Source organism: Lysinibacillus pakistanensis (assembly GCF_030123245.1).
Lineage (GTDB): Bacteria > Bacillota > Bacilli > Bacillales_A > Planococcaceae > Lysinibacillus > Lysinibacillus pakistanensis.
This window is the reverse complement of sequence record NZ_CP126101.1, coordinates 3173414-3194012: the sequence shown is the minus strand read 5'-3', so window position 1 is coordinate 3194012 and position 20599 is coordinate 3173414. Positions and strand designations below refer to the sequence as shown.

Below are 20599 nucleotides of genomic sequence, written 5' to 3'. Positions count from 1 at the left end.
CATTTTTCGCAGCTCAGCACTTTATTTTTTATAAACAAATTGGTAGCCGAAGCCCCGAACAGTTTGAATCCACTTAGGCTTAGCTGGAACGTCCTCAATTTTTCGTCGCAGTGTACTAATATGGACAGAAACCGTTTTTGAATCAGTTACACCATCCTGTCCCCAAACATTATCTATCAGTTGGTCTACACTAATTACCTTATTGGCATGTTCGATCAGAAAAAATAGTAGTAGCTTTTCTTTCGTAAAAAGATTTAAACGTTTTCCGTTTTTATAAACATTTTTTTCATCAAAATGAATGACTAAGTTATCAATATGTAATATAGGATTTCTTATGGATGTCGTCTTTCTTTTTAAGTTTGCTTGTATACGAGCGAGTAATTCTTTTGGAATAAACGGCTTTGTTATATAATCATCTGCACCTACTTCAAAGCCTTCTAGTTTATGGTCAATTAAGTGATTAACAGTTACAAAAATAATAATAGCATCCGACACTTCACGAACCCTTCTCGCTAATTCAAAGCCATTGCCATCAGGTAAATTAACATCCAATAAAATTAAATCAGGCTCTTCTTTGATTACTGCCTTCCAACCTTCGTAAATGGATGATGCCTTGAAAACTAGGTAGTTTGCATTTGCAATTGTAAGAGATAGAACCTCCATAATGTCAATATCATCTTCTACGATTAAGATTTTCTCATTTACCACACCCATGAATCTCCTTTCTCCATCTTCTAATATATCAATTTTTAGATAGAAATGGAAAGAAAACTTCTAGGACATTCGTTATTTTTGACTAGGAAAAATCACATATGAAATACTTATAATGGCATCAATAGTTAATACGATGCCCCAAACTTTCATCACCTGAAATAGGGAAGATGTGTCAGACTGAGATCCAATATAAAGTGCCATGATAGACAAAAGTCCAGTGCCAATGAGAAAAGCTACTACATGGCGAATCAGCATCTTTATCTCATGTTTCCCTTTTGCAGATCCTGTAAGACGTACTTTCTTATCCCCAGTTTTTAAAAACCAACGTTGAAATTGCTCATCTGCCCAACTAATCATAGTTTTACCATAGGCGATTGAAACACCAATATAAATAGCAGCAATCCCATGTGAGATAGATGCGGGGGTACCTGCTTTTAAATCTATCGCAGTTAGCAATATCAGTAAAGAATCGATACCTAATGTTAAGGAAAACAAGAAGAAACTTAGCTTTGGTTTTTTTAAAATATAGCGGGCAACCAACCCAAATAAAATGACTATCCAAAAAGCAATTTCTGCTGCAATAATCCATGCAATCATAAAAAACCTCCAACTTTTAAACTAAAAAACATATCCTCAAACAACGAAGAAGAATCCAGCAAATGTAACCACTTTAATCCAGTTGGGCAATTGCAAGTAGTATATCCTCACTGACAGCTTCCCAAAATTGCTGCTGTACAGTACTACAATACGTATATAACTCTTTATTTTGAAGATGATTATAGAGCTCGGCAATTACTTCCTTCTGAAAATGGAGCCGATGATTTAATATTTCTCGCTCTTCTTCCAGACAAAAGGATTTATATATATCTATTAGACGCTCTAGCCTTGCTAGTTTTTGTTTCGTAACATCATATTGAGTTTGATGAAAGCGTCCAACAGCTGTGGTCATAGATCGCTTTGAGCGATGCTCCGCATTTAACGTTCGATATTCTTCCAAACGTAACGCCGCACGGTACCAAAATTCGTAACGGCTAGGTAAGTCTCTGAGCTCGTAGGTAAGCAAGGACTTTAAAATACATGCTACTTGTTCATATGTATCTATCAATTTTTCTGATTCTTTAAAAAGGCCAAACATACAGCCACCCCCGTTTAGTTTAATACAACACAAAAGTAGTGAAATCCTCTAAATTTTTAATAGTATTCAAAAACAATTAAACAATTTTTTAGCAACCGTACGGGTATCGCTAGATTTTGCTATATAAAGGTAAGGTTTTAGTGTTTCATTGTTATTGCGAAACTTCTGTTTTTGGAAAAATTATTGAAATAGCATTTACAAAATAAAAACATATGTGTTAACTTAAAAAGTATATATGGTTAACTAAAAAGGGGGAGGTTAACGATGCAACATTTTTGGGTTGTTGGGACAGATACTGATGTCGGTAAAACGGCGGTCACCACATTGCTGATGCGACAATTTCAGCGACAGAACCTTCGCGTCACGCCTTTTAAGCCTGTACAAACTGGTGAAGTGCATGAAAATGATCATTCCTATTACTACGATACAACAGTATATGAAAAGTATTCATTACAGGTGCTAAGGACAGAAAGTTTGAATGGGTATTCGTTTAAAGAGGCAGCTTCACCACATTTTGCTGCACAACTGGAGGTACAGCAAATTAATGTGCATTATTTACTACAGCAAATACAGGTGCTACAGCAATCAAACGATATGGTAATTTGTGAGGGAGCTGGTGGACTTTTTGTGCCTTTAGATTTACAAAGAAAAATAACGCTTCTTGATGTTATCGTGCAAAGTAAGCTTCCAGTTGTTCTTGTTTCTCGAACAACACTAGGAACAATTAACCACACATTACTAACGATTGAGGCTTTGCATTCGCGTAATATTGATATTCTGGGCATTGTATTTAATGGAAATTCAGGGAGTTTGATAGAACAAGATACTATGAAAACCATATTACAGTTTCATGATTTGCCATATGCAATTATCCCGCAAATCCAAGAGATTGCGCAGCTTGTTGATTATTCCATTTCTCACACTTCATTGTTTGAAAGGTTGGTCAATGATGAAACAAGTGTTAACTGATTTGCAGGCAAGAGATTTAAGGCATGTTTGGCATCCTTGTTCACAAATGAAGGATTATGAGCAATTTCCACCAATCGTCATTAAAAAAGGACAAGGTGTATGGCTCTATGATGAAAATAATCATCGCTATTTAGATGCTGTCTCCTCCTGGTGGGTAAATTTATTTGGACATGCGAATCCTCGAATAAGTCAAGTATTAAGTGATCAGGCATTTACATTAGAGCATACAATTTTTGCGAATTTTACACATGAGCCAGCGGTTAAAGTAGCTGAAAAATTAGTAGATTTAACGCCAGTTAGTTTGAATAAAGTATTTTTTGCAGACAATGGCTCATCCGCTATAGAGGTTGCATTAAAAATGAGCTTTCAATATCATATGCAAACGGGAAAAACTGCAAAAAAACGCTTCTTGGCTTTAACAGATGCCTACCATGGTGAGACACTTGGCGCTTTATCTGTTGGTGGAGTAGGGCTTTATAACGAAGTATACCAACCCTTGTTATTAGATACCTTACGTGCACAAGGGCCAGATTGCTTTAGATGTCCTTTTCAAGATAAGCCAGAAAGCTGTCATGCTCAATGTATTCAGTATGTTGAAGAAGAGCTTCATGCGCATCATGAAGAAATGACAGCTGTGATTATTGAGCCACTTATTCAAGCAGCTGCGGGCATGAAAATGTATCCGCCAATCTATTTAAAGCAATTACGAGAGCTTTGTACAGCCTACGATGTACACTTAATTGCAGATGAAATTGCAGTTGGGTTTGGACGAACTGGTACATTATTTGCCTGTGAGCAAGCACAGATTGCACCGGATTTTATGTGCTTGTCAAAAGGTTTAACAGGTGGCTATTTACCGCTATCCACGGTAATAACCACTGATGACATTTACAATGCCTTTTACGATGATTACGGAACAATGAAAGCATTTTTACATTCTCATAGCTATTCTGGAAATCCGCTTGCTTGTCGTGTAGCACTAGAGGTATTGACAATGTTTGAAGAGGACCAGGTTATCGATATGATTCAAAATAAGGGAGAACGAATGCGAGCGTTAGCACAGGCGGCATTTGATCAATTACCCTATGTTGGAGAGTATCGACAGATAGGGTTAGTGGGTGCCATTGAGCTAGTCGCCAATTATCGGACAAAGGAGCCATTCCCAAATGAGGCGCGTATTGGCTATCAAATTTATCAGCGTGCTTTAGCAAAGGGCTTACTGATTCGCCCACTTGGCAATATATTATATTTTATGCCGCCTTACATTATTTCTGATGAAGAAATGAGATTTATGATTCATACAACAAAAGAAACGATTGTACAATTTTTTGAGGAGTGGGAGGGCATAAATTGTTTAAACGACAATCAACACTGTCCCTCGTCATGATTGCGATGTTTGCAGCTTTAACGGCAATTGGTGCATTTATTAAGATACCGTTACCAGTAGTGCCCTTTACACTACAAATTATCTTTGTTTTTTTAGCTGGAAGCTTACTTGGTAGTCGTAATGGATTTCAAAGTCAGCTCGTTTACATAGGGGTCGGTTTAGTTGGATTACCTGTTTTTACACAGGGCGGAGGCATTACCTATGTATTGCAGCCAACATTTGGCTACCTCATCGGCTTTGCACTAGCAGCATTCATCATAGGATTCATCATTGAAAGAATAGATTCACCAACGAAAAAACATTTTATTGGTGCAAATATTGTGGGGCTTATTATTATTTATGCGATTGCGGTACCTTACTTATATTTATCAATGAATTTCTGGCTCCATATGCAAACGAGCTGGTCTCATATATTTGTAGTTGGTTTTTTAAATAGTATTGTTGCAGATTTTTGCTTAGCTTTAGCGTCTGCACTGTTAGCCGAACGCTTATATAAGGTATTTCAGTCAGTAAGAACAGTGAAAATCATGCAAGTAGAAAGGGAGAATGTTTAGTGAATTGGTTACAGTTAGCAGAGGATGTAATTGCAGGTAAGGTGATTAGTAATGATGAAGCACTTGCCATTTTAAATAGTGATGATGATGAACTATTAAAGGTAATGGATGGTGCATTTGCCATTCGTAAGCATTATTATGGGAAAAAAGTAAAATTGAATATGATTATGAACGCGAAAAGTGGCTATTGTCCAGAGGATTGTGGCTATTGTTCCCAATCATCTAAATCATCTGCACCGATTGAAAAATATCCATTTATTACGAAGGAAGAAATTTTAGAGGGTGCAAAACGAGCATTTGACAATAAAATTGGCACCTATTGCATCGTGGCAAGTGGACGTGGGCCAACGCGGAAGGATGTCAATGTTGTCAGTGAAGCAGTCACTGAAATTAAAGAGAAGTATGGCTTAAAAGTATGTGCCTGTCTTGGCTTATTAAAAGAAGAACAGGCACAGCAATTAAAAGAGGCGGGGGTAGATCGCTACAATCATAATTTAAATACATCAGAGCGTCATCACTCATACATTACTACATCGCATACCTATGAGGATCGTGTGAATACGGTAGAAATTGCAAAAAAGCATGGAATTTCGCCTTGCTCAGGAGCAATCATTGGAATGAAGGAAACAAAAGAGGATGTCGTCAACATTGCGCGTGCCCTACATCAATTAGATGCTGATTCGATCCCAGTCAATTTTTTAAATGCTATAGACGGCACAAAGCTGGAAGGGACAAAGGAATTAAATCCACGATATTGTTTAAAGGTTTTAGCATTGTTCCGTTATATAAATCCAACAAAGGAAATTCGTATTTCTGGTGGTCGTGAAGTCAATCTTGGGTCCCTTCAGCCACTGGGAATGTATGCGGCAAATAGCATTTTTGTAGGAGATTATTTAACAACAGCAGGCCAAGAGGCAAATAGCGATTATCGTATGCTTGAGGATTTAGGCTTTGAAATTGAATTAACAAAAAAGCAGGAAGAAGTATTCTGCTAAATACATGCTTATGAAATAAAAATCTACTACTACAATTTATTATTTAATGGGCATGCATGGATATAAACCGTATGGTCGTCGTGGACGGTGCTAAAAACTAAGGCTTAAAAGTTTCATTCAAAAAGAATGAATTTCTTGATGCCTTACAATTATCGTTTTTAGCACCTATTCTACCAAAGTCCTCTTTTCTATAAAATTCATTTGCTAAAAGTGATTAAACATTTTTGTAATTCATACCTCATGATTACAAAACAAGACTGGATTCAACTGGATAATGTTTATCTAGAACACGTTGATATGTTTGTTCGATATTATCTAGTAGTATCACTACTTCAATACCTTTTCCTTTTGGTCTTAAACCGCCTTTTTTAAAATAATGATTTTCATTAAGAACGTTATCAGATGTTAATAATAAAGCAAAATTCTTCATTTTAATAATTGCACTAACTTCGGTCTTATTATGAAATGTAATGTAAATCTTCAACGAATAATTCTAATCGAAATTCCATCAATATTCTCCTTCTGTATTATTATGTATAGTTTATATGGAGTAAAAAACTAAGTACATAAAAACGACTTGCTTAAACGTCACTATGACAAATTTATAAAGTAACGCCAAAACCCAGGTACTCAATTAATTTGAGCCTAGGCATTTTTTATTAATATTGTTGGTATATTTGGTAATTCGAACTATACTTAATAATAGCAAATATTAGGAGCGATAAAGCATGGTTAAAGCTTTCAATTGTCCAAACTGTGCTGCAGTATTTGACCCTAAACAAATTAATTGTGAATACTGTGGTAGTTACATCATTACGTCAGAAGCAAAACAGATTACATACGATTATAACGAATTCAAACTTACAAATAGAAAAATCTTTTTCCATGAGATTGAAATGAATACAAATGAATTTCCAATTCGCTCAGGTTTAGCAAACATGTATTACAGTGCAACTAAATCTGACGGTGGCCGTTTGTTGTTAACAAATCAACGGTTGATCTTTTGTGCCCATGCCTTAAATATTAATCCAAATTTATTTTGGGAACTAAGTTTAAAAGAAGTAAATCGAGCAGAACTAGGTTTAAATCTCCTTATTTCCCAAAGAGTAAAAATCTTCGATGTGAAAGATAATGAAACAACCTTTGTCGTATATGGCGGGAAAAGTTGGATAGATGAAATCCAGCATGCTTTACACAAAATGGGGTAGCATCATAAAGATGCTGGATTTACAACGCTAAGTAAAAAATCTTCTAAAACAACGCTTTGGTAATTATTTTAAATTCAAATATTTCCCTTTTTTGTCGATAAAATCACAAAGATAAAAAAGGTGGTTAGAAAATGATAGGGAAAGTTGGACAAACACAAAGTAATTTTTTTGAAAATGCGCATCAGAGAAATACGACAAAAAATACAACATCGCCAACTACTAAAACAGACGAATTTATTCGTTCTTCAGGTAAAGGGGGTTTGTGGGGCTATTCGATGAAGGAAGTAAAAAATCCTTTAGGAAGGAGCTATTCAGCATTTAGTTCCATTTCCGCACCAGATTGGAGTAGGATTCCTACAAAAGGCGGGCGAACGTTATCAAATGAAGAGATGCTCGAACAAATCAAAAGCGTAGCACAGCGTGAAGCCATGATGAGGTATTCAAACAACTATGAACAATCTGATCATATAGAGCGAATGAAAGACTATTTATCTACACAATATATTTCTGATGTTTCACCAGACCGAAAAGCCTTGTACAAACAAGCAGAAAAAGAGCTGCAAAAAGCAAAAGAAGAACAACCGACATATCCAATAAACTTTACACTCGTCGATATATTGTCTGGTTTGGATGAGGTCAAAGGTTTTAATAGCAAATACGGAAATATTACAACTGCTTATACGACAGGTTATGGAGAAGAATATGAACTGAATATTGGCGGTCAGCGTGTGATGGGCACTTCAAGAGGCATTTGGAGGTATTATCCAACCCCTCTAGAAGAAATGAAGAGGGAGGAATTTTGCAAAATATATAATATGGAAATGGAGCATTCAAAAAGAATATTAGAAAAGCAATAATAAGATATATAAAACAAAAAATAAAGTTCAAGAATCAAATAGACCAGGCGCTCATAAAAATGTGAACTGCACCCCGTCAAGTAGACAGTGGAAATAATAAAAAATGTATTAAGCGGCTTGATTCCTGAATTCTAAAGGGCTCAAGCCGTTTAATCTTTTCTGGTAGCGATAGTGATTATAGAAATGAATATAGTCATCTATCGCTACTTTTAACTCTTCATATGAATCGTACTTATGTAGATAATACTTCTCACATTTCAATGTGCCCCAAAATGCTTCAATCGGTCCGTTATCAATACATCGACCTACACGTGACATACTTTGTATCAGTTTTGCTTTATCGATGAATCGCTTAAATCTGTGTGATGTATATTGAAAGCCTCGCTCGCTATGAATTAATGGCTGCTCACCTTCTTTTAATGAACGAATCGCTAATTTTATCTTGTTAAATTTTTTTGGCTGCTCTTTAGCTGCTATTGCTTGATGTGATAGTGATATGTTGCTTCTAGAATACCGACCTGTTTAAAGATGTCTTTTAATCGGAACCCCCCTTCTTTGAGTTCAAAGGCGATTGCTGCTTGTGCTTTTGGAGGAAGGCATCCGGGTTCTCTCGAAAAGCCTTCAACTTTTTTAAATACGCAACCTCTAGACGAAGTAGTTCATTTTCACGTTCTAACTGCCCCTCATGAGACATTGTTTTTTCTGCTTTTGTCACTGTAGCTTTTGTTTTTTTAGACATAGAGGGCCTTTCTCTCGCATGTTTCAGGCCTTCTACTCCTTCTTTTAAAAAATTACTGTTCCAAGTTGCGACCTTTTAAATACTCTTGAACAATCTTTAATTTAAAACCTTGGTTATTACGCCAAAAAGTCTAACTTTTGGGGTGCAGCACCGTGATGGGTGATCTTTTTTCTTCCGTTTTTATAACTTGTCGTGGAAAAGGCGTTTATACGGTTTTTCTATATGAGACGAAATAGCAGTAGGAACTGTTGGGTAGAGGATGAAACGTATGGTGTTGTCGCACATTGAGATTCCACTTTATGCCTAAAAAACATGGCTTTTCACAAAATGTTCAATGAAAGCGTTTTGAAATTGAACAGTTTGTGAAGGGCTTCACATAAGGCTTTATTTTTACAAAAATCAGCGTAAAATAAGAATCAGGTAAGGCAATGATAAAATATAGTTTACAGGAAGTATCACATTGTTCGGTGATTGTTAAATACAAAAAACAAGTTTGAAGGGAGAATTTTCTATGTGGGTCATTACAGTATTTGATAAAAAGGATGTTCGAATTTTTGAATACACAAACAAAAGTGAGGCTACACAAGCATTGGCTAAATTCAAAAAAAATGCCGTTTTAACATATACAAAATAAATTTGAGGCGGCAGCCCTTTTCGACGCTATAGCGTACGAGAAGGGTTGTTTTTTGCTATGATTGAACAAGAATTGAAATCGCACTATAGACCAATAAAAGAGCCATGATGATATTAAAAGGTTGCCGATATTGATGAAGCATTTTTTGGAAAGCTGAACCAAACAGAGCCCAGCTACTTGTACTGAGGATGCCAACGATTCCTAAAAATACAGCGAAAAGAAAAAAGCTAAAATATGAAGAATAATAAGGGAGGATATAGGTTGCTACTACAGTAATGCCAAACAATATCCCTTTAGGATTTATAAATTGTAATAAAATACCTACTAAAAATAAATGATTGTTGTTGCCTTCTTCTTTTTCAAGATCACTGGCTTTGCTTTTTACTATTTTAAAGGCTAAATACAACATATAGCCAACCCCAAATAGGGTCAAGGGTAACTTTATAAAGGGCATAATATTTGTCAGGGCAATATTAAAAAAGCTACATAAACCAATCAGCATAAAAAAGCCTGCACCGACTCCGAGAGAAAAGGGAATCGTTTTTGTAAAACCTTGTTTATTGGCAAATAGCATGGCCATAAAGTTATTAGGACCTGGGGTAAAACTTGTAATGACAACGAAAGTTAAAAAAGAAAATAATGGCACTGTAGTCCCTCCTTTTTGATAGTATGTTATAATGTTCGAAATAAACAATATAACGTTCGTGCTTTTTATTATACAAAATGTACGTTATATTGTACATACAAAAGGGGTGTTGAAAGATAGAAGAAATTCATCTTGTGTTTGCAAAAAATTTAAAAGCTATTCGAGAGAAGGAAAAGCTAAGCCTAGAGAAAGTTTCACAGCTTTGTGGAGTAAGTAAGACCATGATAGGGCAAATTGAACGAGGGGAATCGAGCCCAACGCTCACAACCATTTGGAAGATTGCAAATGGTCTAAAGGTTTCATTTACGACGCTCATTAATCAACCACAACCTGAAACAGAGGTAATTTTATTAGAGGATGTTCAAGTATTAACGGAGGATAATGGAAGGTATAGGGTTTATCCTTATTTTTCTTTTCAGGAGGAGAATCGCTTCGAAATTTATACTGTGGAGATTGACCATCAAGGAAAGTTAATTGCCGAGGCACATCGAGATGGGACAGAAGAATTTATCACGGTTTTTGATGGGGAACTAGCATTGACGATCAATGACAAGCAATACACCATAAAAGCTGGTGACTCTATTCGATTTAAAGCAGATCGGCCGCACATCTATTTTAATGCGGGCCAGTCCTTAACACGGTTAAGTATGACAATCTATTATCCTATATAAACAAACCGTATGAGCGAATCTAAAAAGCTCATACGGTTTCTTTGATGTAGATTATAAAATGCTACCTAATCGTTTAATGCCTTCACGAATAATTTCAGGGGTTGCATTTGTATAATTAAGACGCATTGTACTTACTCCCGTTTTTGCTGTATAGAATGGGTCGCCAGGGACAAATGCTACTTTTTGCTCCATTGCTTTGTGGAAGACATCAAGAGCTGATGCACCATTGTTCATCGTAGCCCAAATAAACATACCACCCTCAGGTCTTGTATACTCCACATGTGCCGGGAAGAACTCTTGCATCGCATCTAGCATTGCTTCAGCTTGATTTTTATATAATGTTATAATTTTCTGAACATGCTCAGTATAATCATTGTTTGCTAGATAGTCATAAATTACATATTGAGCAAAAATATTTGTGTGTAGATCAGTTGCTTGCTTTGCTGTTTCAATATGTTGCATGAGCTCTTTATTCTTTGTAATGATAAAGCCTAGACGCATTCCTGGCGTAATCGTTTTAGAGAAAGAACCAAGTAAAATGCTGTTCTCTAATTTGCCTGCACCGATGTATGGCAGTGGCTCGCCCTGAAAGCGCAATTCTCCATATGGATCATCCTCAATTAACGCCACATCATATTTTGCGATGATGTCGCAAATCTGCTGACGTTTTTCTTTAGAATACGTTAGCCCTGTTGGATTTTGGAAATTTGGAACTGTATAAATAAATTTTACATTTGGCTGTTGTAGGGCTTTCTCTAGCTCTTCTAAATTTAGACCATCATTTTCGAGTGTTACACCATAAAATGTTGGCTCACTTAATGTAAAGGCTTGAATGGCACCTAAATAACCAGGCTCTTCAATAACGATGCCGTCTCCTTTGTTAATTAGTACCTTTCCAATTAATTCAAGAGCTTGCTGTGAACCTGTAGTAATAAAGACATCATCAGCGTGAACATCTAATCCATGTAGACGTTGGTATTTTGCAGCAATGTACTCACGTAATGGTGCATATCCCTGTGTTGAAGAATATTGGAATAGTCGGCTACCATTTTCTGTGATGGCATGATCGACAGATGCTCTTAACGCATCGATTGGGAAAGAGATGGGGTTAGGAAGACCCCCTGCAAAGGAAATAACGTCCTCTGCATCTGTTACTTTCAAGATATTGCGGATGAATGAAGAAGGTGTTTTTAAGATTCTTTCTGAATATTGCATAATTAATCGTTCCTTTTTTCTGATTTTTTAAAAATTATAGCATTGAAATCACATGCATACAATATTATCATTGTATGCAAGACAATTAAAATATTGTATGCAAAAATGACGAGAAAAGGAGCATAGAGAATGCCAGTAAATTCATTTGAAGAGTATCCAATGAGCTGGAGACCAAATATTAGCAATATTTCAGCTCCATTATATATAGCCATAGCTGAACAGCTTGAACAAGATATAAAGGACGGGAAGCTCTTACCTGGGACAAAGCTGCCCCCGCAACGGGAATTAGCTGACTTTTTAGATGTTAATTTAAGTACAATCACAAGAGCTTTTAAACTTTGTGGGCAAAAGGGGCTCATCTATGCTTCGATAGGAAGCGGAACATTTGTGTCCTCTGATGCCGCAACCAATAAAATTTTATTACCCACTAACCATTCCCCTCATATGATCGAAATGGGCTCTGTTCTGCCAGATAACTATGTAAATGAAGATATTACTCGTTATATGAAAAAAATGATGAATGATTCTAATTTTAATAAACTCTTTCAATATGGACGTCTTGAAGGAAATGTGTGGCAAAATGAGGCAGCATTAAAGCTTTTAGAAAAAGTCAATTTTCAAACGGATCAGCCTATTTTGCTTGGGGCTGGGGGACAAAATGCGATTGTCGGAACATTAGCTGCTTTATTCCAAGCGGGAGATAGAATTGGCACAGACCCTATCACCTATGCTGGGATAAAAACAGCTGCCAATATGTTAGGAATCCAACTAGTAGCAATACAGCAAAAGGATGGTGAAATGACCAGAGAGGGGCTATTATATGCCTGTAAAAATGAGCATATTAAAGGTTTGTATGTAATTCCGGATTTTCACAACCCAACTACTCACACAATGTCTTTAGAAACAAGGAGAATGATTGCAGAAGTAGCAAGGGATACAGGTTTAATTATTATTGAGGATGCCATCTATAGCTTTTTGAAGGAGCAGCCTCTTGCACCGATAGCTTCCTATGCACCAGAAAAAGTTATTTATATTGCCAGCTTGTCTAAAACCATATCACCTGGATTACGATTATCGTATATCATTACACCTTCAGCACTGCGAAAAAGAATAATGGAGACGCTTTATAATATCAATATTTCGATATCACCAATGATGCTAGAGCTTGCCACAAGATTGATTCATGATGGTGTAGCAGAAACGATTTTAGAAAAACACAAGTTGTATGCAAAGCAACAAAATGCATTGGTTAATCAATACCTAGGTAATTACAATATTTTAGGGGATGAAGCATGTATTTTCAGATGGCTTATACTTCCTGATAAATTTACAGGTGTACAGTTTGAATTGCTTGCAGCAAAGGCTGGTGTACAGGTGTATGCTGCAGAGCGTTTTGCAGTGGGAAATGCGAAACCGATCAACGCAGTTCGACTAGCCATTACTGCACCGGAGAATCAGCTTGAACAGGCACTCATTATTTTGAAGGATTTACTTGAAAGCAATGGAGATTATACATTTGTTGATTAAAGAAAAGAAGGCTTATAATAGGGCTATGTAAGGAAAAGTGGTGATAGGGATGACGCATAAAGGGCGTATTATTTTTCATGTAGATATGAATAGTTTTTATGCTTCAGTTGAACAGGCACATAACCCAAGCTTAAAGGGTAAGCCTATAGCGATTGCTGGGAACCCAAAAGAACGCCGCGGTATTCTTGTCACTTGCTCGTATGAGGCAAGGGCTCTCGGGATTTACACAACAATGACAGTTCATGAGGCATTGAGAAAATGTCCCGAATTATTGTTATTACCACCAGATTTTCAAAAGTATCGTGAAGCATCCAAGCAGATGTTTACCATACTACGTAGCTATACCGATTTAGTGGAGCCTGTTTCTATTGATGAGGGGTATATGGATGTTACTGAATTAAGTAAGGAGCGACATGCACTTAATATTGCCCAGGAAATACAAGATCAAATACATGCAGAGCTTGATTTACCATGCTCTATTGGTATTGCACCAAATAAATTTTTGGCAAAAACAGCCTCTGATATGAAAAAACCAATGGGCATTACTGTATTACGAATCCGAGATATTGAGCAAATTCTTTGGCCTTTTGATGTTGTTACTATGCATGGCATTGGGACTAGTACAGCCAAAAAATTAAATGCACACAGTATTTTTACAATTGGCGATTTAGCTAAAGCTGAGGAATATACGATAAAGCAGATTTTAGGAAAGAATGGTGTACGTCTCCATGCTAGGGCGAATGGGGAGGATTCAAGAATGGTAGATCCAGATGCCATTTTTGATACAAAAAGTGTTGGGAACTCCACAACCTTACCAGAGGATGTAGTAGACATTCGGATTCTACATAAAACAATTGATGGACTTTGTCAAAAGGTTGCGGAACGATTAGATGCCAAACGTCTGGCGGGTTCAACAGTAAGCATACAAATCCGTGATGCAGATTGGCATAATCATACACGCTCAAAAACGGTATCCAATGCTATTTATCGCTTTGAAGAAATTTACCAAGTTGCCTGTGAACTCTTTGATAAGCATTGGGATGAGGCACCTGTTAGATTATTAGGCGTGACAGTGTCAAATGTTGTGGATCGTAAAGATTTTTCACAGCAGCTTTCTATTTTCAATTTTGAAGAGCATATCAAGGACGAACCTATAATAAAAATTGTTGATGAAATCGAAGCACGCTTTGGGAAGGGCATTATTAAGCGAGGGGTTGATATCGGCAAACGCTCAAACTATCAATCACAAACGAGCTTTAGTAAAGATTTTTTAGATGATCATGAGTAGTATTGGGGGATTGGGTTATGGATTATCAAGAATATGGTAGTGAACATACCACTTTTGTGATGTTTATTCATGGTGGTGGCGTTGGGGGATGGATGTGGGATAAACAAATCCAACATTTTTCCAAATTTCACTGTGTTGTGCCAGAATTAATAGATGACGATATGCATTTTTCAATTGAAGAGTGTGCCAGGAAACTTCTAAAAATAATAGAAGAAAAAGCACATGGTAAACATGTCACAGTGATCGGCTTTTCTTTAGGTGCACAAATTATTGTAAAAATGCTAAGTTTAAATGCTCAATTGATAGATAATGCGATTATTAACAGTGCTTTAGTTATACCTTCTCCAATTACAAAAAAGCTGATAGGACCATTCATTACATTATCTTTTCCTCTCATAAAAAATAAATCATTCGCAAAGCTACAAGCTAAAGCATTGTATATAAATCAAGAATATTTTCAGCAGTATTATCAAGATAGTTTAAAAATAAAAATAGAAACACTTACGAATATTCTGCAAGAAAATATGTCCTTTGCAATCCCTGACAACTTTTCTCAAGCTAGCTGCCAGATTTTGGTGACCGTTGGTGAAAGGGAAAAGGGAATCATGAAAAAATCTGCTAGACTGCTAGTTAATCGTAATCCCAATTGTAAGGGTGTTGTGCTATCTAATATTGGCCATGGTATATCTTTCGCAAATCCTACATTCTTTAACCATTTTGTTGAGAATTGGATGAAGGAGGGGCATCTGCCAGAAGGAAAAATTATTCATTAAAAAGAACCTACATAACTTAAAGCTAGTAGATTCAGTAAAGTTTTCATTAGTTAAAATAGTGAGGGTATAAATCCTTATGCGCTTCTACCCAGTGCTTCATTTCAATGACCATCTCCTCATAGCTAGGGACAACAAATGAAAAATCGTTTCGAGTATTAATAAGCGTTTTATCGACGTTCAGAAGTTGACATGCATGGATGGTTGCCTGATTGTCCTTAAAGTGTTTATTGAATAGCTGCAAAAGATCGTACTTTGAAATACTCTGATTGTTAACGAGGTGATAGATGCCTGTTATTCCTTCAGATGGTGCACGCTCTATCGCCTTTGCTAGAGCAAGAGTAGTAACTCCCGTCCAAATCGCGCCAGTATAGCCGTTCATCATGTTTTGCTGTTTCATAAACCAGTTGAAGAGGCCAATACCATCCACCTTCATATCGGGTCCAATAATAGAATTACGCAATGTTAAGTGTTTTGGATTTTCGATTTCTCCTAATCCCTTTGTACGATCATAAAAGGTTTCCCCATCACGCAGGCTATTTTCCTGATAGGGAGGCGCCTTTCCTGAGAATACGCAATCCGTGCTTAGATGAATAAGCTTCGTTTGACGATTTTCCAATAAGGAAACAATGGCATGTGGTAAATAGCTATTGACATAGATACTTTCCTTCTGATTCATCTCACAGGCATTATTAAGCATACCAATACAATTGATGACAACATCATAGGTATCATCTAGTAAAAGTGAACATAAAAAAATAGGATCTGTTATATCCCCGGTTCTATTTCTTCCATATGAAAAGGCAGTTCTAGAATAGGTTGTCACATCATGCCCTTGCTCACTCAAATAGATGGAAATGATGTGACCTGCCATTCCAGTAGCACCAAGCACTAAATATTTCAAGGCTTTCCTCCCGTCCAATGTTGTAGTTCTTCTTGCAGAAGAGTGAGCTTTAGTAACTTTTCTTTTATTTCAGCTACTGTCAGTATTTTTGTATTATTAGAGTTGTACTCATTCGATAATGTTATTTTCGGCGAGCCTTCTTCTAAATACTTTCCATAATTTAAATCGCGATTATCGGCAGGGATTCTATAAAAATTGCCCATATCGATGGCTTTTGCGGCCTCTTCCTTTGTTAATAACACCTCATACAGCTTTTCTCCATGTCGTGTTCCAATTGTTTGTATGCTATTCTGAGCTTGGAAAATTTCTAGTAACGCTTGAGCTAAATTCTCGATATAGGCTGCTGGAGATTTTTGTACCATAATATCTCCGTTCTCAGCATGATGGTAGGCGTATAAAACTAATTCTACCGCTTCATCAAGGGTCATCATAAAGCGCGTCATTTTTGGGTCTGTAATGGTTAAAGGCTTACCAGATTTAATTTGTTCGATAAATAAAGGAATGACAGAGCCTCGTGAAGCCATGACATTGCCATATCGTGTACCGCAGATCAATGTTTGATCTTGATGAACCATTCTTGATTTAGCAATTAAGGTTTTTTCCATCATCGCCTTGGAAATGCCCATCGCATTAACAGGATAGGCAGCTTTATCCGTAGATAAGCAAATAATTTTTTGTACACCAGCTTGAATAGCAGCGGTTAATACATTATCTGTTCCTAGAATATTTGTTTTCACAGCCTCTAAAGGAAAGAATTCGCAGGAAGGAACTTGCTTAAGAGCAGCGGCATGAAAAACATAATCGACATTATACATTGCATTATGGATGCTTTGAATATCTCGTACATCCCCAATAAAAAATTTAAGATTAGGATGCTGATAGAGCTTACGCATATCATCTTGTTTTTTCTCATCTCTAGAGAAAATACGAATTTCTTGAATGTCGGTATTTAAAAACTTTTTTAATACCGCATTGCCAAAAGAGCCAGTGCCCCCGGTGATTAGCAAAATTTTATCTTTAAACATTGTTTTGACTGTCACACCTCCTCAATCAATTTTGAAAATGCTGTTATTTTAAGCCTCTTCGGTGTAAATCATATTCAGAATTTTCTCTCGGAAAGTTATACCAATAGGCTAATTCATTTGTATATTTACTAGTGGGGTTTTTATCCATTAAGGCACAATTAAAATCCCAATCCCCAGCAATATCTTTTCTTATAGTAAATTTCGCATCTCCTATTAAACTTCTTCGAATAATTTTAAATTGTCCAGGTAATGTATAACGATTGGAGTCATCTTTTATAAATGCATAACCAGCCTTTGTTAGCATGTTGTAATAATAAATATCATATTGACCATCTACCTGTGCTAACACATTACGTATAGCGGGCAAATAATGATCATCACTATCGATGATGGCAATATAATCGCCTGTAGCCTCTTCAATACAGCGGTTGTAAGCTACACTAGCTCCTAGATTACGTGGGTGGGCAATAATTTTTAAGGCAGGACAGCCTTTTTGATAGTCTTTTAATAGTGCTAAAGTATGATCCGTAGAGCCGTCATCACAAACGATAATTTCATAGGCATATTCTTTTGGAATACTGTCAAGCATTGTTACAATCCACTCCGCACTATTATAGGCAGGGGATAAGAAGCTAATTTTCATGGAAACCCTCAATTCTTTTGGATTTGTACTTTGCTGGCTTTTTGCAAGGATGCTATTGTAAAGGATTCTTTATTACAATATGCATTGTAGAGAGTTACTTCATAGGCAATTGCTTACTTTAATAAGAGAGAGAATACAAAAAGGAGTTGCCTATTTGCTAGAGGCGATGTTATTCATTTTTCCTGAGCCTACTAATCTGTTCACATTCATAATGACTAGTTCATAAAGTAGGGAGAGCACGCCATTTAAGGGGGATAGTATGTCGAAAAAAATTGCTTTTATTTGTAGCGTGGAATCCTACAAGCTTTCCGATGCACATATTTTCAAAGATCTTTGTCTTGTTCCAATTTTATTAGGGGAATACTTAGGCTATGATGTTACAATTTTAACGACTGAAATAAATGAAGCCTTGTTGAAAGAGACCTTTCCAGCTGTAACCTTTCAGCACATTCCTTTTGAAGATGATTATGTGGCAAATATGAATAACTATTTAAAGGAGCATGCCGAGGAAATTGATATTGTTTTTGCTATAGGTCCGTATCCTTCTTATTTATCCATCTTAAAAACCTATAAAAATTGTCATCCAAATGGCAAGATTTACATGAAATTAGATGTGAATCGTTTTTGGCTAAATCGATTAAAAACCTATCCATATTTTCCAGAATTGCTACAGCTTTGCGATGTTCTTTCCTCGGAATGTGAAGCCATTCAAAAATCTATCATTGAGTTTTTGAATTTGGATATTAAGCATGTAACAAATGGTTATTATGAGTTGTTCCAAACAGAGCCTGTTTTGTTTACCGAGAAGAGAAATAGGATACTGATGGTAGGTCGATTGGATGCTCCTGAGAAACAGACTTTGTTAGCCGTTAAAGCATTTTTAGCCGCACAACTCTCAGATTGGGAGCTGCGCTTAGTGGGTCCGATGTCAGAGGATTTTAAGCAGGAAATACGAAATCTTACGGATGGAAGCCCAATAGGAAGTAAAGTAATTATGGTAGGACCTATTTATAATAAAGAACAATTAGAAGTGGAGTACAGGCGCGCTAAAATATTTTGTTTAACCTCTCTCGTGGAGTGCTATGCACATGTGTTTGCAGAGGCAGCCAAAAACGGCTGTTACATCGTGACGACCGATGTTGATGGTGCCGCTGATATTACCCATCATCAACGATTTGGTACGATTCACCCAACACATGATTGGGAAAGTGTAGCACAAACATTAAAGCAAGTAACAAAGCAGGAGCAATTACTAGCAGATACATGTGAGCAGCTCCAAGCGTTTGCAAGAACAGAATTAAATTGGAAGCATATAGTGAAAAAGGTTGCTGAATATTTACAGGAAAAGCCCCTTTAATGTGAGACTTGCTCGAATTAGTGGAGAATTCTTTTCTTTATCCCATTATTTCCTTTATAATGAGAGCTAGATTCATATTTTTTGACAATCATGGGTAGACATAAGGGGAGAGTAGCATGGACATATTTCAAGCAACTATGAATGAATTAGAAGAGGTAGCAATGCTTTTTAATGAATACCGCCAATTCTATGGGATTGAATCAGATCAAAGCAGTGCAAAGGCATTTTTACAATTACGAATGGCCTTAAAGGAATCCGTTATTTTTATGGCTGTAGAGAATGACAAGGCGGTTGGATTTACGCAATTATATCCTACTTTTTCTTCCATTGCTTTACAGCGTGCATATATTTTAAATGATATATATGTGAAGGAAGATGCAAGAGGCCAAGGGGTGGGCACAGCATTAATGCAAAAGGTATTTCAATATTGTGAGCAGCAATCCGCTCGTTATGTCACACTTCAAACAGCCGCTGATAATATTAATGCACGGAAGCTATACGAAAATCTTCATATGAAACAAGATCAATATTGTAATTACGTAAAGTATTTTGATTAAGAAAAAAGCATCTCGTCATGTTACGGACGAAGATGCTTTTATTTAAGTATAAGAAAAACGCTAAGATCGGAGAGAAGAAAGCTCAGCTTTTCTCAAGCCACGCTTGGGTGAGGAGGAAAAGAGCTCGGCTTCCTTCAAAATTCGCTCGGGTGAGAAGTCAAAGAGCTCGGCTTCTCTCAAAATTCGCTCAGGTGAGAAGGCAAAGAGCTCGGCTTCTCTCAAAATTCGCTCAGGTGAGAAGCTAAAGAGCTCGGCTTCCCTCAAAATACGCTCAGGTGAAAAGTCAAAGAGCTCAGCTTCTCTCAAAATACGCTCAGGTGAAAAGCCAAAGAGCTCGGCTTCCCTCAAAATACGCTCAGGTGAAAAGCCAAAGAGCTCGGCTTCCTTCAAAATACGCTCAGGTGAAAAGCCAAAGAGCTCGGCTTCTCTCAAAATACGCTCAGGTGAAAAGTCAAAGAGCTCGTCTTCCTTCAAAATACGCTCAGGTGAAAAGCCAAAGAGCTCGGCTTCTCTCAAAATACGCTCAGGTGAAAAGCCAAAGAGCTCAGCTTCTCTCAAAATACGCTCAGGTGAGAAGTCAAAGAGCTCGGCTTCTCTCAAAATACGCTCAGGTAGAAAGCTAAAGAGCTTGGCTTCTCTCAAAATACGCTCAGGTGAGAAGCTAAAGAGCTCGTCTTCCTTCAAAATTCGCTCGGGTGAGAAGTCAAAGAGCTCGGCTTCCTTCAAAATTCGCTCGGGTGAGAAGTCAAAGAGCTCAGCTTCCTTCAAAATACGCTCAGGTGAGAAGGCAAAGAGCCTAGCTCC

23 protein-coding genes and 1 pseudogene are annotated in these 20599 nt (G+C 36.9%); 13 read left to right on the top strand and 11 right to left on the bottom strand.

All coding sequences use genetic code 11. The annotated features are described in order from the left end of the window. Positions 1–21: 21 nt before the first annotated feature. From QNH24_RS15865 to QNH24_RS15855, 3 genes are all read right to left on the bottom strand, one after another. Positions 22–708 carry a response regulator transcription factor gene (locus QNH24_RS15865; protein WP_283868531.1) on the bottom strand — a complete coding sequence of 229 codons (687 nt, stop codon included), beginning with the start codon at positions 706–708 and terminating at the stop codon, positions 22–24. A 78-nt stretch (positions 709–786) separates the two neighbouring features. Further along, complete coding sequence (locus QNH24_RS15860; RefSeq protein ID WP_283868530.1) at positions 787–1311, bottom strand: hypothetical protein; 525 nt, start codon at positions 1309–1311, stop codon at positions 787–789. A 73-nt stretch (positions 1312–1384) separates the two neighbouring features. Further along, complete coding sequence (locus QNH24_RS15855; RefSeq protein WP_054771665.1) at positions 1385–1849, bottom strand: hypothetical protein; 465 nt, start codon at positions 1847–1849, stop codon at positions 1385–1387. Between the two features lie 264 nt (positions 1850–2113). Here QNH24_RS15855 and bioD point away from each other — a divergent pair, with 264 nt between their 5' ends. The 6 genes from bioD to QNH24_RS15825 all read left to right on the top strand — a co-directional run bounded on the left by bioD (position 2114) and on the right by QNH24_RS15825 (position 7819). Then, the gene (gene bioD / locus QNH24_RS15850) at positions 2114–2818 is read left to right on the top strand and encodes a dethiobiotin synthase (protein ID WP_283868529.1); all 705 of its coding nucleotides are present in this window, start codon (positions 2114–2116) and stop codon (positions 2816–2818) included. Next, positions 2799–4205, top strand: coding sequence for an adenosylmethionine--8-amino-7-oxononanoate transaminase (gene bioA / locus QNH24_RS15845; RefSeq protein WP_283872868.1), 1407 nt, complete (start codon positions 2799–2801; stop codon positions 4203–4205). The genes bioD and bioA overlap by 20 nt, the downstream gene beginning before the upstream one ends. Next, on the top strand, positions 4169–4759 hold the full coding sequence (locus tag QNH24_RS15840; RefSeq protein ID WP_283868528.1) for a biotin transporter BioY: 591 nt from the start codon (positions 4169–4171) through the stop codon (positions 4757–4759). The genes bioA and QNH24_RS15840 overlap by 37 nt, the downstream gene beginning before the upstream one ends. Next, positions 4759–5754: a biotin synthase BioB gene (gene bioB / locus QNH24_RS15835; RefSeq protein ID WP_283868527.1), complete on the top strand. Its 996-nt coding sequence runs from the start codon at positions 4759–4761 to the stop codon at positions 5752–5754. The genes QNH24_RS15840 and bioB overlap by 1 nt, the downstream gene beginning before the upstream one ends. A gap of 728 nt (positions 5755–6482) precedes the next feature. Further along, entirely contained in the window at positions 6483–6962 is a 480-nt protein-coding gene (locus QNH24_RS15830; protein WP_283868526.1) for a PH domain-containing protein, read from the top strand. 131 nt (positions 6963–7093) lie between these two features. After that, the gene (locus tag QNH24_RS15825; RefSeq protein WP_283868525.1) at positions 7094–7819 is read left to right on the top strand and encodes a hypothetical protein; all 726 of its coding nucleotides are present in this window, start codon (positions 7094–7096) and stop codon (positions 7817–7819) included. 108 nt (positions 7820–7927) lie between these two features. Here the strand turns inward: QNH24_RS15825 and QNH24_RS15820 are convergent. Continuing rightward, positions 7928–8269, bottom strand: a pseudogene (locus tag QNH24_RS15820) (transposase); the annotation flags it as partial. A gap of 85 nt (positions 8270–8354) precedes the next feature. After that, positions 8355–8558, bottom strand: coding sequence for a hypothetical protein (locus QNH24_RS15815; protein WP_283868524.1), 204 nt, complete (start codon positions 8556–8558; stop codon positions 8355–8357). A 511-nt stretch (positions 8559–9069) separates the two neighbouring features. Here QNH24_RS15815 and QNH24_RS15810 point away from each other — a divergent pair. Further along, positions 9070–9192 carry a hypothetical protein gene (locus QNH24_RS15810; protein WP_283868523.1) on the top strand — a complete coding sequence of 41 codons (123 nt, stop codon included), beginning with the start codon at positions 9070–9072 and terminating at the stop codon, positions 9190–9192. 55 nt (positions 9193–9247) lie between these two features. On the opposite strand, the gene QNH24_RS15805 is transcribed toward QNH24_RS15810, so the two are convergent. Next, positions 9248–9838, bottom strand: coding sequence for a LysE family transporter (locus QNH24_RS15805; RefSeq protein WP_283868522.1), 591 nt, complete (start codon positions 9836–9838; stop codon positions 9248–9250). Positions 9839–9954: 116 nt separating this feature from the next. Between QNH24_RS15805 and QNH24_RS15800 the strand changes: the two genes are divergently transcribed. Further along, the gene (locus QNH24_RS15800) at positions 9955–10509 is read left to right on the top strand and encodes a helix-turn-helix domain-containing protein (protein ID WP_283872867.1); all 555 of its coding nucleotides are present in this window, start codon (positions 9955–9957) and stop codon (positions 10507–10509) included. A gap of 51 nt (positions 10510–10560) precedes the next feature. Here the strand turns inward: QNH24_RS15800 and QNH24_RS15795 are convergent, their stop codons facing one another. Next, on the bottom strand, positions 10561–11724 hold the full coding sequence (locus tag QNH24_RS15795) for an aminotransferase-like domain-containing protein (RefSeq protein ID WP_283868521.1): 1164 nt from the start codon (positions 11722–11724) through the stop codon (positions 10561–10563). Positions 11725–11853: 129 nt separating this feature from the next. Between QNH24_RS15795 and QNH24_RS15790 the strand changes: the two genes are divergently transcribed. From QNH24_RS15790 to QNH24_RS15780, 3 genes are read left to right on the top strand one after another with little or no spacing between them, the layout of a single operon-like run. Further along, entirely contained in the window at positions 11854–13251 is a 1398-nt protein-coding gene (locus QNH24_RS15790; protein WP_283868520.1) for an aminotransferase-like domain-containing protein, read from the top strand. Positions 13252–13300: 49 nt separating this feature from the next. Further along, entirely contained in the window at positions 13301–14539 is a 1239-nt protein-coding gene (locus tag QNH24_RS15785) for a DNA polymerase IV (RefSeq protein WP_283868519.1), read from the top strand. Between the two features lie 17 nt (positions 14540–14556). Then, positions 14557–15312: an alpha/beta fold hydrolase gene (locus QNH24_RS15780; protein WP_283868518.1), complete on the top strand. Its 756-nt coding sequence runs from the start codon at positions 14557–14559 to the stop codon at positions 15310–15312. A 46-nt stretch (positions 15313–15358) separates the two neighbouring features. Here QNH24_RS15780 and QNH24_RS15775 read toward each other — a convergent pair whose 3' ends face one another. Genes QNH24_RS15775 through QNH24_RS15765 form a run of 3 tightly spaced genes read right to left on the bottom strand, consistent with a single transcriptional unit; the run spans position 15359 to position 17881 of the window. Then, positions 15359–16213, bottom strand: coding sequence for an SDR family oxidoreductase (locus QNH24_RS15775; RefSeq protein WP_283868517.1), 855 nt, complete (start codon positions 16211–16213; stop codon positions 15359–15361). Further along, positions 16210–17238, bottom strand: coding sequence for a polysaccharide biosynthesis protein (locus QNH24_RS15770; protein ID WP_283872866.1), 1029 nt, complete (start codon positions 17236–17238; stop codon positions 16210–16212). The genes QNH24_RS15775 and QNH24_RS15770 overlap by 4 nt, the downstream gene beginning before the upstream one ends. Before the next feature lie 43 nt (positions 17239–17281). After that, the gene (locus tag QNH24_RS15765) at positions 17282–17881 is read right to left on the bottom strand and encodes a glycosyltransferase family 2 protein (RefSeq protein ID WP_054772184.1); all 600 of its coding nucleotides are present in this window, start codon (positions 17879–17881) and stop codon (positions 17282–17284) included. 259 nt (positions 17882–18140) lie between these two features. On the opposite strand from QNH24_RS15765, the gene QNH24_RS15760 reads away from it, so the two are divergent. Together QNH24_RS15760 and QNH24_RS15755 are read left to right on the top strand one after the other, a co-directional pair. After that, on the top strand, positions 18141–19238 hold the full coding sequence (locus tag QNH24_RS15760; protein ID WP_283868516.1) for a glycosyltransferase family 4 protein: 1098 nt from the start codon (positions 18141–18143) through the stop codon (positions 19236–19238). Between the two features lie 116 nt (positions 19239–19354). Beyond that, the gene (locus QNH24_RS15755) at positions 19355–19795 is read left to right on the top strand and encodes a GNAT family N-acetyltransferase (protein WP_283868515.1); all 441 of its coding nucleotides are present in this window, start codon (positions 19355–19357) and stop codon (positions 19793–19795) included. A gap of 60 nt (positions 19796–19855) precedes the next feature. On the opposite strand, the gene QNH24_RS15750 is transcribed toward QNH24_RS15755, so the two are convergent. Further along, positions 19856–20563 (bottom strand): hypothetical protein, encoded by a 708-nt coding sequence (locus tag QNH24_RS15750; RefSeq protein ID WP_283934512.1) that lies wholly within the window; start codon positions 20561–20563, stop codon positions 19856–19858. Between the last annotated feature and the right edge of the window lie 36 nt (positions 20564–20599).